The organism is Pseudomonas sp. S3_B08 (genome assembly GCF_054667725.1).
In genome coordinates, this window is record NZ_CP162750.1 from 5365456 (window position 1) to 5378975 (window position 13520).

The 13520-nt window shown below is 61.8% G+C and carries 10 protein-coding genes; 5 read left to right on the top strand and 5 right to left on the bottom strand.

What is annotated here, in order from left to right:
* Positions 1-6: 6 nt before the first annotated feature.
* Positions 7-2271 (top strand): DNA topoisomerase IV subunit A, encoded by a 2265-nt coding sequence (gene parC, locus AB4N73_RS24235; protein ID WP_460059822.1) that lies wholly within the window; start codon positions 7-9, stop codon positions 2269-2271.
* A gap of 185 nt (positions 2272-2456) precedes the next feature.
* Entirely contained in the window at positions 2457-3167 is a 711-nt protein-coding gene (locus AB4N73_RS24240) for a PqiC family protein (RefSeq protein ID WP_024011350.1), read from the top strand.
* A 227-nt stretch (positions 3168-3394) separates the two neighbouring features.
* Here AB4N73_RS24240 and AB4N73_RS24245 read toward each other — a convergent pair whose 3' ends face one another.
* Positions 3395-4906, bottom strand: a complete 1512-nt coding sequence (locus tag AB4N73_RS24245) for an AhpA/YtjB family protein (protein WP_150638296.1) — start codon at positions 4904-4906, stop codon at positions 3395-3397.
* Positions 4907-5040: 134 nt separating this feature from the next.
* On the opposite strand from AB4N73_RS24245, the gene serB reads away from it, so the two are divergent.
* Positions 5041-6255 carry a phosphoserine phosphatase SerB gene (serB, locus tag AB4N73_RS24250; RefSeq protein ID WP_460059823.1) on the top strand — a complete coding sequence of 405 codons (1215 nt, stop codon included), beginning with the start codon at positions 5041-5043 and terminating at the stop codon, positions 6253-6255.
* A 103-nt stretch (positions 6256-6358) separates the two neighbouring features.
* Here serB and AB4N73_RS24255 read toward each other — a convergent pair whose 3' ends face one another.
* The 4 genes from AB4N73_RS24255 to AB4N73_RS24270 form a co-directional block, all read right to left on the bottom strand.
* The gene (locus AB4N73_RS24255) at positions 6359-8107 is read right to left on the bottom strand and encodes a molecular chaperone (protein ID WP_460142642.1); all 1749 of its coding nucleotides are present in this window, start codon (positions 8105-8107) and stop codon (positions 6359-6361) included.
* 66 nt (positions 8108-8173) lie between these two features.
* Positions 8174-9034 carry an archaetidylserine decarboxylase gene (gene asd, locus AB4N73_RS24260; protein ID WP_024011354.1) on the bottom strand — a complete coding sequence of 287 codons (861 nt, stop codon included), beginning with the start codon at positions 9032-9034 and terminating at the stop codon, positions 8174-8176.
* Between the two features lie 18 nt (positions 9035-9052).
* Entirely contained in the window at positions 9053-9868 is an 816-nt protein-coding gene (gene rhdA, locus AB4N73_RS24265) for a thiosulfate sulfurtransferase (RefSeq protein ID WP_056787527.1), read from the bottom strand.
* Between the two features lie 42 nt (positions 9869-9910).
* A complete protein-coding gene (locus AB4N73_RS24270) occupies positions 9911-11449 on the bottom strand; it encodes an HDOD domain-containing protein (RefSeq protein ID WP_252887221.1) in 1539 nt (512 codons plus the stop codon).
* A gap of 166 nt (positions 11450-11615) precedes the next feature.
* Between AB4N73_RS24270 and motA the strand changes: the two genes are divergently transcribed.
* Positions 11616-12467, top strand: coding sequence for a flagellar motor stator protein MotA (motA, locus tag AB4N73_RS24275; protein ID WP_460142643.1), 852 nt, complete (start codon positions 11616-11618; stop codon positions 12465-12467).
* A gap of 3 nt (positions 12468-12470) precedes the next feature.
* Complete coding sequence (motB, locus tag AB4N73_RS24280) at positions 12471-13511, top strand: flagellar motor protein MotB (RefSeq protein ID WP_073471668.1); 1041 nt, start codon at positions 12471-12473, stop codon at positions 13509-13511.
* Positions 13512-13520 lie beyond the last annotated feature (9 nt).

Here is a 13520-nt window from a genome sequence, read left to right on the forward strand (position 1 = left end):
GCCCGCATGAGCGACTCCCTTGATCTCAGCCTGGACGGTGTAGAACGCCGATCGCTGGCTGACTTCACCGAAAATGCCTACCTCAACTACTCCATGTACGTGATCATGGACCGCGCCTTGCCGCATATCGGCGACGGCCTGAAGCCGGTACAGCGGCGTATCGTCTACGCCATGAGCGAACTGGGGCTGGACGCCGATTCCAAGCACAAGAAATCGGCGCGTACCGTCGGTGACGTGCTCGGCAAGTTCCACCCCCACGGCGATTCGGCGTGCTACGAAGCGATGGTGCTGATGGCGCAGCCGTTCAGCTACCGCTACACGCTGGTCGACGGCCAGGGCAACTGGGGTGCGCCGGACGATCCGAAGTCCTTCGCGGCCATGCGTTACACCGAAGCGCGGCTGTCGCGCTATTCCGAAGTGCTGCTCAGCGAACTGGGCCAGGGCACCGCGGACTGGGGGCCGAACTTCGACGGCACCCTGCAGGAGCCGCTGGTGTTGCCGGCGCGCCTGCCGAACATTCTGCTCAACGGCACCACCGGTATCGCCGTGGGCATGGCCACCGATGTGCCGCCGCACAACCTGCGTGAAGTCGCCACCGCCTGCGTGCGCTTGCTGGATGAGCCGAAAGCCACGGTCGAACAGCTCTGCGAACACATTCAGGGTCCGGATTATCCGACCGAAGCGGAAATCATCACGCCGCGCGCCGACCTGCTGAAGATGTACGAAACCGGCAAGGGCTCGGTGCGTATGCGCGCCGTGTACCACGTCGAGGACGGCGACATCATCGTCACCGCGCTGCCGCATCAGGTCTCCGGCGCCAAGGTGCTGGAGCAGATCGCCGCGCTGATGCAGGCCAAACCGTCGAAAGCGCCGCAGATCGCCGATCTACGTGACGAATCCGACCATGAAAACCCGTGCCGCATCGTGATCATCCCGGTCAACAGCCGCGTCGATCACGAAGCGCTGATGCAGCACCTGTTCGCCAGCACCGAGCTGGAGTCGACCTACCGGGTCAACGTCAACATCATCGGTCTGGACGGCAAGCCGCAGCTGAAAAACCTCCGTGCGCTGCTGGTCGAATGGCTGGAATTCCGCGTGCTGACCGTGCGTCGCCGCCTGCAATTCCGCCTCGACAAGGTCGAGCGTCGCCTGCACCTGTTGGACGGTTTGCTGATCGCCTACCTCAACCTGGATGAAGTAATTCACATCATCCGTACCGAGGAGCATCCGAAAGCCAAGCTCATTGAGCGTTTCGCCCTCAGCGAGATTCAGGCCGACTACATTCTCGACACCCGTCTGCGTCAGTTGGCGCGACTGGAAGAAATGAAGCTGCGCGACGAGCAGGACGAACTGCTCAAGGAACAAGCCAAGCTGCAAGCCCTGCTGGGCAGCGAAGCGAAGCTGAAGAAACTGGTGCGCACCGAGCTGCTCAAAGACGCCGAAACCTACGGCGACGACCGCCGTTCGCCAATCGTCGAGCGCGCCGAAGCCAAGGCGTTGAGCGAGCACGATCTGCTGCCGAACGAGAAAGTCACTGTCGTGCTGTCGGAAAAAGGCTGGGTGCGTTCGGCCAAGGGCCACGACATCGACGCTACCGGTCTGTCGTACAAGGCCGGCGATGGCTTCAAGACCTCGGCGGCGGGGCGCTCCAACCAGTTTGCCGTGTTCATCGATTCCACCGGTCGCAGCTACTCGGTCGCCGCGCATACCTTGCCGTCGGCCCGTGGCCGGGGCGAACCCTTGACCGGCCGTCTGACGCCGCCACCGGGCGCTTCGTTCGAATGCGTGCTGATGCCCGAAGACGATGCGCTGTACGTGATTGCGTCCGATGCCGGTTACGGCTTCGTGGTCAAAGGCGAAGACCTGCAAGCGAAGAACAAGGCCGGCAAGGCCCTGTTGAGCCTGCCGAACAACGCCAAGGTCATCGCGCCGCGCCCTGTGGCCGATCGTGAGCAGAACTGGCTGGCCTCGGTCACGACCGAAGGTCGCCTGCTGATCTTCAAAATCAGCGATCTGCCACAATTAGGTAAGGGCAAAGGCAACAAGATCATCGGTATATCCGGTGAACGCGTGGCCAGTCGCGAAGAATATGTCACGGACATCGCCGTCCTGCCGGAAGGCGCCACCCTGGTATTGCAGGCTGGCAAACGGACCCTGTCGCTGAAAGCCGACGACCTCGAGCACTACAAAGGTGAGCGGGGACGGCGCGGAAACAAACTTCCGCGGGGCTTCCAGAGGGTGGATGCGCTGCTCGTCGAAAACCTCAATTAGGCGAGAACGCCTTCCTAGAGCGTTCGATCTGCGATTAAACGCGTAGATCGACGCTTTGGCGCTGGAGTCGGAACGCATATTCACGGATGATATGGCCTTTCAAGCGCCGGCGTGGCCGAGCGTTCTTCATATTTATTGAGTATTTTCACTGTGGTCAGCCTTGTGGCGGCCACCTGGACGGGATGATGACTGCTCTACGCCCCCTTATTTTGTTGCTCGCCGGCGTTCTTGGCCTGGCGGGTTGCAGCGTTCACCAGCCGGTGTCGCTGTACCAACTGGACAGCGGAAGTCCGGTTCAGCCTGCGCAAAGCGCGGGCATGGCGGTTTTGCTGGGGCCGGTAGTTGTTGCCGATTACCTGCAACGCGAAACCCTGCTGCAACGTCAACCCGACGGCAGCCTGCAAGCGGCGACCGACGGTCGTTGGGCTGGCAGCCTTTCGTCGGATATCGATCAACTGCTGATGCGTCAGGTGGCTGGTCACCTGGACAGCCAGCGTGTGGTGCTGGCGCCTGCTACTGCCGGATTCACGCCGGATGTGCAGGTTCTGCTGACCATCACCCGTCTGGATTCCGGGGCGAAACAACCGGCGATTCTCGATGCGCAATGGCGTTTGATCGATCGTCGCGGCAAGGTGCGTGATAACCGCATCATTCACCTGCAGGAAACGCACGCCGGCAGCACCGCTTCCCAGGTGCAGGCACAAGGGGTTCTGTTGCAGCGTCTGGCCGAGCAGTTGTCGGTGGCGCTCAAGCCACTGGCCAACCAGCCGCCCGTGGCCGAGGCACCGCGTAAAGCCGCGCCGAAACCCGCAGCGCCGGCGGCGGATGCCGAGAAGCAGCCAAAGATTCCGATGGCCTCGCCGATTCGTACCGATATGGAAGTGTTTCGCTTCTAAGGCTGGAACGAGCCAGAACAGAGCCCGCCTAGTGCGGGCTTTGTTGTGTCTGGGGCACAGGATCATTCTTCAGCGCTGAGCCCTTCGCGAGCAGGCTCGCTCCCACATTTGATCGGCGGCGAGCAGACCTGGTGGGAGCGAGCCTGCTCGCGAAGGGGCCAGCGCAGGCAACAAAAAGCCCGCAGACAATCACTCATCTGCGGGCTTTTGCGTATCTGGCCTAAGCCTTACGCCCGGCGCTCATGCATCCGCGCCAGTTGCCGTTCGAGCATCGACGGATAAGGCTCCATCAACCGTTCTACACAGCAAGCGCCTTCAGGGCTGGCGATCGGCCGGATCCGCGCACGCTGGCGGATCAGCGTGTCATCGCTGATCTTGCGCTCGACCAGCAGCAGATTGCGGCTGTGTTGCGACAAGGCCAGTGCATCCTGGGCCGAATCGGTCAGCAGCAGATCAATCTGGCTCAGACCGAACAACTCATCGCCCAAGGTCAGGCCCAGCTGCAATTGCAGGGTGATGCCGCTGTCTGCGACCTCGATCTGCAATTGGTGGCCGAGTGCACGCAGCAGTTCGCCGCAGCAGATGGCATTGGTCAGGTAATCGTCGCCGCAGTCTTCGGTGTGGAACAGCAACAGCGTGCTGCCATCGTTGAGGGTTTCGATTTCGCCCTGATACAGCGACGCGGCCTGCTCGAGGCAGTCGCGATAGCGTTCCTGCAATTCTTCCAGACGTGCGCGAGGCAAACGACGCAATTGTTCCTGCGATCCCAGTTGCACGGCCAGTACGGCGGTGTGCTGTGGCACGTCAGGGCTCGGTTTGCGCATCAGCGGTTGGGCGGCGCCGTTGAGCGATTCGTCGCGCAGGTCGGCGAAAGCGTCATCGTCATCATCGTCTTCGACGGTGCTGACCAGGTGACGCGGCGCCGGTTTCTTCGCGGCCAGCGGGCGGCTTTCGTCGAAGCTCGGATCGCGCAGGTTACGCACCTCGAATTCAGGCTCGTCTTCTTCCTCGGCGAATTCCGGCTCGGGTTCGGGCTCAGGCTCCGGTTCCGGGGCGTAGCTGGCATGCAGCTGGCGCGCCAGATCGCCGATTTCATCCTGGCGGTCGATGCCCGGGGTGTGCGCGTCGATGCGGCGCAGCCACACGCGCAATTGCAGCAACGGCGTCGACAGATAGCGGCCCATGCGCAGACTCAGAGCCAATGACAGCGCCAGCAGAATTGCGCTCAGAATGCCCATGCTTTGCAGGCTGATGGTCATCGGCTGCTGGAACTGATCCATGTCCAGGCTGATGCGCAGTTGCCCGGCAGTCACGTCCTGGAAAGTGATCTTGCTCTCGTACATGCCCTCGGCTTCGCCCAGCAGGCTGTGCTTGGGACGCTGACCGGACTCGGCGAGGATGCGGTTGTCCACACTGTAGATTGCCGCGTGGGCGACCAGTTTGTTCTTGGTCAGGTTGTTGAGCAGCACGTTGAGGCTGAGGATGTCGTTGGACACCAGCAGCTCGGTGGCGGAGGTGGCGGTCTGCGTGGTCAGGCTTTCGCCCAGCGCATCGGCCTGCTCGTGCATGGCCTGCTTGAATTGCAGACCCATCACCCCGGCATAGATCACCAGGGCCAGAGCGACCAGGATCACGTTGTGGCTGGCAATGCGCAATGCAATCGGTACACGGCGATGGCGCAGTGCACGGAAGATCAGCAGGAAGAAGTTATCGGTTTTGACTGGCGTGGGCCGGTTCACTTGAGCTCGGCTCTTTGTCCGTGAAGTTGACGCGCAGTATAGCGACAGGCCCCAGACCGGCAAAGCGCTCGCGGTGCCCGATGGTCACTGAAAGTGGGTAGAATGCGGTTTTTTTCCAGTTGCGGGGGTGCGCGTTGCGCGAAATCGTCCTGATTAACATCACGGGAGTCGACCGTCCCGGTCTGACAGCGGCCATCACCGGTGTTCTGGCACAAGGTGGTGTGAACATTCTCGACATCGGTCAGGCGGTGATCCACGACACCCTGTCGTTCGGCATCCTGGTTGAAATTCCCGATTCCGAACAGGGCAAGTCAGTGCTCAAGGACATCCTGTTCAAGGGCTACGAACTGGATCAGCAAGTGCGTTTCACCCCGGTGTCCGAAGAGGATTACCAGCAGTGGGTGGGCAATCAGGGCAAGAAACGCCATATCGTTACCCTGCTGACGCGCAAAGTCACAGCCGGCCAGTTGCAGGCGGTCAGCGCGATCACCGCCAAATATGGCTTGAACATCGACCATATCGACCGTCTGTCGGGGCGCATGCCGCTGGACACGCCGGCCGACAAGGGCAAGGGTTGCATCGAGTTTTCCGTGCGCGGCGAAGCCGCCGATCCGCAGGCTTTGCGCGCCGAATTCCTCAGCGTTGCCCAGGAATTGAACGTCGACATCGCCTTCCAGGAAGACTCGCTGTTTCGCCGCAACCGGCGTCTGGCGGTGTTCGACATGGACTCGACGCTGATCGAAGCGGAAGTCATCGATGAGCTGGCCAAAGCGGCCGGCGTGGGTGACCGGGTTTCGGAAATCACCGAGCGCGCCATGGCCGGTGAACTGGATTTCCGCGCCAGCTTCAAGGAGCGTCTGGCGCTGCTCAAGGGCCTCGACGTCAGCGTGCTCGACTCGATCGGCGCCTCGCTGCGCCTGACCGAAGGCGCCGAAACCCTGTTCGCCGAACTCAAGCGCCTTGGCTACAAAACCGCCATCCTGTCCGGCGGCTTCACTTATTTCGCCAAGCAGCTGCAAGCCGGGCTGGGCATCGACTACGTGTTTGCCAACGAGCTGGAAGTGGTCGACGGCAAGTGCACCGGCGTGGCGATCGAGCCGATTGTCGATGCGCAGCGCAAGGCTGATCTGCTCAAGGAGCTGGCGCACAAGGAAGGGCTGCGTCTGGAGCAGACCATTGCCGTCGGCGACGGCGCCAACGACTTGCCGATGCTGGCGATTGCCGGGCTGGGCGTGGCGTTCCGCGCCAAACCGTTGGTCAAGCAGTCGGCGAAGCAGGCGATTTCAACGCTGGGGCTGGATGGTGTGTTGTATCTGCTGGGTTTCCGGGATCGTGACGGGCAGCTCTGAGATCTCGATAAGCTGATCTGGCCTCTTCGCGAGCAGGCTCGCTCCCACAGGAAATCTCATTCCAGTGTGGGAGCGAGCCTGCTCGCGAAGGCCGCGCCTCGGTCTAGAGCGAATTCCACAACGAATCAAAATCCTCCTCACCCCCGCCATTCTGCGCAGGATCCAGCGACCGATAGGCGAACTGGTTGAAGCTGTGCGTACTCGCCACCCGCCGATCCAGCCCGGCGCGGTGTTCTTCGCCCTGGGTGTTGATCAACACCTTGTTGCCTTCCTGGAACGGCAGGCGCGGCGCAAGCACGGTGGCCGGCACATCGATCGCACTGATCTCCGGCAACAGCAAACCGCGCAGATAATGGCTGTGATCGTCCTTGGAACGAACCAGTTGCAGCCCGCACGGCTGCGCGTGTGGCGCGACCAGTTCAATGCCCATCTGCGTGCCGCTACCGCGCACCTGGCGGATCCAGCGAATCACCGCAATGCTCCAGCCTTTGCCCTCGCTGTCCTGAATGCCGAGCATTTCCCCGGCCTGCAATTCCGCCGGCACCTCGCTCGGCCAGGCCAGGCAATAGCCGCCGGGGCTATGGTTGATCACCGGCAAGGCGTAAGTCGGATAGTTCGGCCAGTTGCCGGGGCCTTCATCCTCGCTCAACTGGTCGTACTGGATTTCCTCGTACGGCAACAGCTCATCGTTACTTTGCGGGGCAGCGTCGAACGCCTGACTCCAGCTGTCCTTTTCGCCGTTGGCCACCACGCTGCTGAAATTTGCCGCGCGGGCACCGGGATGTTTGAGCAACTCGCTGAAGGTGCGCTCGCCGCCGAGGTAGAAGTGCAGGGCGCTCATGCCGACGCACACGGTCAATGTGCCCTGGCCGGCGCTGCGCTGAAAACTGCGTTCGGCAGCCTGGCCCCAGGTCGCGTGCAGATGTTGCAGGGTATCGATGCTGAGACCTGCGGAAACAGGCAGGGGGGGCGAAGTCGGCTGCTGCAGCAGGTGCGTTTCGAGCTGTTTGACCAGCGGTTGCGGATCGAAGCCCAGCAGTCCGCTCTGTTGTTCGCTGCGAAACATTTTGCGGTAGCGCGGGCCGACATCGAGTTCCGGACTGACCGCAAACAAGCCGTCGTCGGCGCTGTCGGGATGCAGCTTGAGCAGGGCGCTCCACGGCTCGATCACCTCGGCCAGCCGGGCAATCTGGCTCTGACGCAATTGATTGCAACGGGCACTGCCCAATAGCAGTGCGGCGATGTAGGTCTGTTCGACGCTCAATTCGCTGGTCAAAAACGCCAGATCATCGCGCAGCCGCCGTTGTTGCAGCTGTAATTGCGCAGCGCTGCGATACAGCTGATGCAATTCCAGCCACGCGTGTTCCGGCGGTGAACTGTACAGCTGCGTGGCGCGCACCAGTTGCGCCTTGAGGGCATGCGCCGCGCGTTGCAAGGCGGTGCCGACCAATGTCGCGCGGTCCTTGGTGTATTTGGGCAGGATGCGCAGAACAATCTGTTTATAGCCGATGGCCAACTGACCTTGCAGCGCCTGACACAGGTTGCTGACTTTGCGCGAACGCTCGTCGAGCATGATCGCCTGATGCAGAAAATGCCGTTCCAGATGCTGGCAGACGAAATACACCTCGGGCCGCAGCAGCTCAAGCAATTGCAGGCGATTGTCGCTGGGGGTGAGCAACAGGTTCAGTTCGCCGAGGCCTTGATACAGCAAGCGGGCGGTTTCGCCGATGTTGGCTTTGGGCAGGCTGGCGATCCAGCGCTTGAGGTCGCGCGGGCTGGCGTCGCAGAACGACAGGCGTGTTTGCGTGGGAGTCGGAGCGCGCAGCTTGGGAGAAAAGTTGGTCTGGCTCATGAGCAAAACCATAGCAGCAAATGCCGCAGTTTGCGGAAGCAGCCTCGGCTGCTTCCGCGAACAGGGTCACGCTTTTGGCAGTGCCAGGCCTTGGCCCATCTGCACGGGTGAACCGGCCACCAGCTCTTCGGCCCACTTCACCTGATCCGGGCCAAACAGCACGATCGCCGTCGAACCGAGCTTGAAGCGCCCAAGTTCCGCGCCTTTTTCCAGATGAATCGGTGCGCGTGCGGCTTCGTCGTAGCGGAAGGTTTTCAGCTCGCGCTTCGGTGGCGTGACCAGACCGGCCCACACGGTTTCGATCGAAGCGACAATCATCGCACCGACCAGCACCACGGCCATCGGCCCGCGTTCTGTATCGAAAATGCACGCCACGCGCTCGTTGCGGGCGAACAGCTCCGGGACGTTTTCGGCAGTGGTCTGGTTCACCGAAAAAATGCGGCCCGGGATGTAGACCATTTCGCGCAGGGTGCCGGCCAGCGGCATGTGCACGCGGTGGTAGTCCTTAGGCGACAGGTAAATGGTAGCGAAGTCGCCGCCCATGAACGGCGCTGCGTTGGCCGCATCCCCGCCGAGCAACTCCAGCACGCTGAAGCTGTGGCCCTTGGCCTGGAACACACGACCGTGCTCGATCGGGCCGAGCTGGCTGACCGCACCGTCGGCCGGGCTGAGGATTGCGCCCGGGGTCTCGTCCAGTGGACGCGCGCCGTCTTTCAGGGCACGCGTGAAGAAGGCGTTGAAGTGCTCGTAAGCGGTCAGGTCTTCGACCAGCGCTTGCGACATGTCCACTTGATAACGCTTGGCAAACCATTGGGTGAAGGCATTCTTGAACCAGCGCACGCGGCATTCGGCGATGCAGCCGGCCAGGCGCGACAGCAGGTGATGCGGCAGCAGGTACTGGCTGAGGATAAACAGACGCTCTTTCATTAGTTGTCCTTAAAAACCTTAAATCTCGACTGGCGTGTCAGGGTGGTTGCCCCATTCGCCCCAGGAACCGGCGTAGCCCTTGACCCGCGGATAACCGAGGGCTTTGGCCACCAGATAAGTGAAGCCCGACCGGTGATGGGTCTGGCAGTGGGTAATGATTTCCTTGTCCTTGGTGATCCCGAGGTTTTCGAGGATCTGCGGCATGTCGCTGCGGATACGCAACTGACGCGTCTGGTCCATGCCGGCAGTCCATTCGAAATTGACCGCACCGGGGATGTGGCCACCCTTGGCGGCGAGGACTTTCGCGCCGGAATATTCCAGCGGCCCACGCGCGTCCCAGATCGCCAGATCGGCGGCGCCGAGACGGCTTTGCAGGTATTCGCGGGTGGCGGTCGGTTCGTCGTGCAGGGTCAGCGACACTGGGCCACCGACGGCGGCCGGCACTTGAATCGACATGGGCATGCCGTCCGCCAGCCAGGCCGGAAGACCACCGTCTATATAGTGGTACTTGTCGTGGCCAATGACATCGAGCAGCCAGATGAAACGCCCGGCCCAGCCGCCGCCCTCATCGTCATACACCACGTAGACCGCGTCTTTGCGATGACCGAGCTCACCAAACAACGCTTCCAGATCGGCCTTCGCCGGCATCAGCCCGGGGGCCGGTGGCTGGCCGAGCTGGGTGCGTTTCGGGTCGACAAAACGTGCGCCGGGCAAGTGACCTTCGGCATACCGGGCAGGGCTGGTCAGGTCCACCAGTATCAGTTCCGGGGACTCCAGACGCGGCAGCAGGTCGCTCGGCTCGATGACAAGCGGCAAGCCAGAGAAGTCAGACATGTGAGGTCTCCAGAGCACAAAGGGGAGGATTGTAGCGCAGGCTCATTGGCCACGGCTGCTAAAGCTGTGCAGGGCTTTTTCGATGCACTGCGCGGTTTTGCCGAAGGCTTGCACAGTGATGTCGGCGAAGGGGCCGCCGCCCTGATCGGCAACGACGATCATGATCACCCGACCATTGTTGACCAATGAACGCAGAAACAGATGTTCGCCACGAAACAGCGTGCGCAGGCTCGCCGGTAACAAGGCCGAGAATTGTGCGTTGTTCTCCGGCGTAATCCGCACCTGCGCCTGCTGAGCGAGCAGGCGCTGCAGGACTTTGCTCTGGCTGACGACAAAACTCAGCGCCGCCGCATCCTTCGGCAAACCGGCGGTCTGGTGTACGCGCAGGGTCGAGTGCGTGCGGTCGGCCATCAGAATCATCACCCGGCGCATGCCGCTGGCCACCAGTGCCTCGCGAGCGGCGACGGTCAGGCTCATGGCATTGGTGAAGCGGCTGGGTTCGGCGAGCAGTTCGGCGCATTGCCGACGCCACTGGCCCAAGTCATCCGCATTCGGCGCTGCTGCCGGGAGCATGCCGGCCGGCAAGCGACGAGTGCCCCACGGCCAGATCAGCGAAACCGCCGGGTGCCACAAATCGGGCATCGCATGCTGACGCGCGCTGTTCGCCGCTTGCTGGTGCAACTGTTGCTGCACTTCGTCCATGGAAATCTGCAGATAGAGGCTGGTCAGGTACTGCCAGCGCTTGCTGTGCGGACTGTCCCAGGCCTGTTGCGCCGACAGCGCCAGCCCATTGGCCAGCAGCACGGTATTCGCCGGCTGGTTGAGCCAGCGGCGCAATGTCGGGTCATCGTCGAGGCGATTCTGCTGGCGCAGCGGGTGTTCACTGTCGCGGGCGATGCGCAGCACTTTGACCAGTTCGCGTTGTTCGCTGAGCAGCAATTTGTAGCCTTGCTCGACCCAGATCGGCAGATGCCAGGCGTGGACCAGTGCCTCGGCGATCTTCAACAGGCGCACGCCGAACAATTGCTTTTCGACCACACGTGCCGACTCGCCCTTGTGGATCACGCGCAGTTCCCACTCCTCGAGCAACTGCGGATACGTCAGTGCCAAGGGCCACAGCGGCGACAAAAACAGCAAGCTGCCCCAATGAATGTCCTGCCACAGCCGCGCGAGGCGACTGGCAAAAAAACCGTTGGCCTGTTGTGTCGCGTGTTGGCTGATCAGTTGCAATTGGCGCAAAGCCTTGGGGATTTGCCGGTGCGGTTCGGCGGGCAGGCGCGCGAGCAATTCTTCGGTGCGGGCAAGGCCCAGGCGATTGATTGCCACCTCAAGATTTTCCGCCGGCGCGGCCATGGTGCCGTGGGTGTGACGATTCGCCTCACGGATGACGCTCAAGGCCAGCGCCGGGCTGTCCTGCATCAGATCGGCGATGTCGCGCAGCGAGCTGCGATTGTCGCGGATCGCCCGGCAGACTTTGTCGTGAGCCTCTTGTGGTACGGGCAGGCGGACGCTGTCGAGCAGCTTGACCCAAGCCTGGAGCGTGGTCGGTATTACCGATGGAATGTTCGTTTCATTAGCCATGTCTGGACGAGATCTTCACTGACTGTAGACGCGCCCGGCATGGGCTAAATTGGCTTTTCGCCTGAACTGGCTATAGTCTGGCGCAGTTTTGCCGATAAGTAGAAGAAGAGATTTTTTAACTTCCGAATATGACCTTGAACCCGACTTAAACAAGTACCTTCTACCTATGGCTAAAATTATCGGCATCATCGTCGTATTCGCGAGCGTGCTCGGCGGATACGTGCTCTCCCACGGCAAGATTGCCGCTCTGATCCAGCCCTTCGAGGTGATGATCATCGGCGGTGCGGCCCTCGGCGCATTTCTCCAGGCCAACCCCGGTTACATGACGATGCACGTGCTCAAGAAATCCCTGAGCATGTTCGGTTCGCGCTTCACTCACACTTTCTATCTGGAAGTGCTCGGGCTGATCTACGAGATCCTCAACAAGAGCCGCCGCGAAGGCATGATGGCGATCGAAGGCGACATTGAAGATGCCGCCGCGAGCCCGATCTTCGCCAAGTACCCGGCGGTGCTCAAGGATGAACGCATGACCGCGTTCGTCTGCGACTACCTGCGCATCATGTCCTCCGGCAACATGGCTCCGCACGAACTGGAAGGCCTGTTCGACATGGAACTGTACAGCCTCAAGGAAGACCTCGAGCACCCATCGCACGCGGTCAACGGCATCGCCGACGGCATGCCCGGTTTCGGTATCGTTGCGGCGGTACTCGGTATCGTGGTGACCATGGCTTCGTTGGGCGAGGGCGACCAGGCGTCGATCGGTCTGCACGTGGGTGCGGCACTGGTCGGTACCTTCTTCGGTATTCTCGCGGCCTACGGTTTCTTCGGTCCGCTGGCGCATTCCCCGGCCCACGATGCCAAGGAAGAGCTCAACGTCTACGAAGCCATCAAGGCCTCGCTGGTGGCTTCGGCGTCCGGCATGCCGCCGTCGCTGGCGGTCGAGTTCGGACGCAAGGTTCTGTACCCGGCGCACCGTCCGAGCTTCGCCGAGCTGGAACAAGCGGTTCGCGGTCGCTAAGTCATGGAAAATAATCAGCCGATCATCGTCAAGCGCGTCAAGCGCATTGCCGCCGGGCACCACGGCGGGGCGTGGAAAATCGCTTTCGCCGACTTCGCCACGGCGATGATGGCGTTCTTTCTGGTGCTGTGGCTGCTGTCCACCGCTACGCCGGAACAGAAGATCGCCATCGCCGGTTATTTCAAGGACCCGGTCGGCTTCTCCGAAAGCGGCACGCCGTACATCATCGACCTCGGCGGTACACCGACCCTGGCGCCGGAAAACACCCTCAACCCGGAAGTGAAGTCGCAACCGCAACCGGACAAGGTCACGGTCGACACCGATCAGGTTGAAGGCATGGCCGAGCAGGTCGAGAAGGAGCGTCTCGAACTGCTCCTGCAAGAACTGCAGAACAAGGTCGACGAGAACCCGCAACTGCAGAAGTTCAAGGATCAGATCCTCTTCGAAATCACCCCGAACGGCTTGCGCATCCAGATCATGGACGCCGAGAACCGGCCGATGTTCGACTCAGGTTCCGCACGCCTGAAACCGTACTTCGAAGACATCCTGCTGGCCATGGCCGACACCATCAAAGCGGTGCCGAACAAGATCAGCATCAGCGGCCACACCGACGCCAAGCCGTACATTGGCACTGGCGACTACGGCAACTGGGAGCTTTCGGCCAACCGCGCCAACGCGGCTCGCCGTGCCCTGGTCGCGGGCAGCTATCCGGATGCGCAGGTGGCGCGGGTGGTCGGTTATGCCTCGTCGGCGTTGTTCGACCGGGAAAATCCGTTCAACCCGGTCAACCGCCGGATCGACATTGTCGTGCTGACCAAAAAGGCCCAGGCCGCCATTGAAGGTGCGCAGGGTCCCGAGGCGGCGAAACCGGCGGATCAGGGTCAGAACGGTGCTGCTCCGGCAGCCCCGGTTGATCCCAATGCCTTGCCGGCGGACAAACAGCCAGTGCCGGCTCACGAGTTGCGCGAGCGGTTGAATCTGTTTGACGATGCGGCGCCGAAACCGGCTGAGCCGGGTGGGGCGGCGCCTGCGCCGAAGCAGTAAGTGAAAAAA

Excerpts from the sequence above, each read along its gene's own strand:
- AB4N73_RS24270 (WP_252887221.1), bottom strand. The coding sequence starts at position 11,449 with ATGGCTAATGAAACGAACATTCCATCGGTAATACCGACCACGCTCCAG.
- AB4N73_RS24240 (WP_024011350.1), top strand. The coding sequence starts at position 2,457 with ATGACTGCTCTACGCCCCCTTATTTTGTTGCTCGCCGGCGTTCTTGGC.
- motA (WP_460142643.1), top strand. The coding sequence starts at position 11,616 with ATGGCTAAAATTATCGGCATCATCGTCGTATTCGCGAGCGTGCTCGGC.
- asd (WP_024011354.1), bottom strand. The coding sequence starts at position 9,034 with ATGAAAGAGCGTCTGTTTATCCTCAGCCAGTACCTGCTGCCGCATCAC.
- AB4N73_RS24255 (WP_460142642.1), bottom strand. The coding sequence starts at position 8,107 with ATGAGCCAGACCAACTTTTCTCCCAAGCTGCGCGCTCCGACTCCCACG.
- motB (WP_073471668.1), top strand. The coding sequence starts at position 12,471 with ATGGAAAATAATCAGCCGATCATCGTCAAGCGCGTCAAGCGCATTGCC.
- parC (WP_460059822.1), top strand. The coding sequence starts at position 7 with ATGAGCGACTCCCTTGATCTCAGCCTGGACGGTGTAGAACGCCGATCG.
- rhdA (WP_056787527.1), bottom strand. The coding sequence starts at position 9,868 with ATGTCTGACTTCTCTGGCTTGCCGCTTGTCATCGAGCCGAGCGACCTG.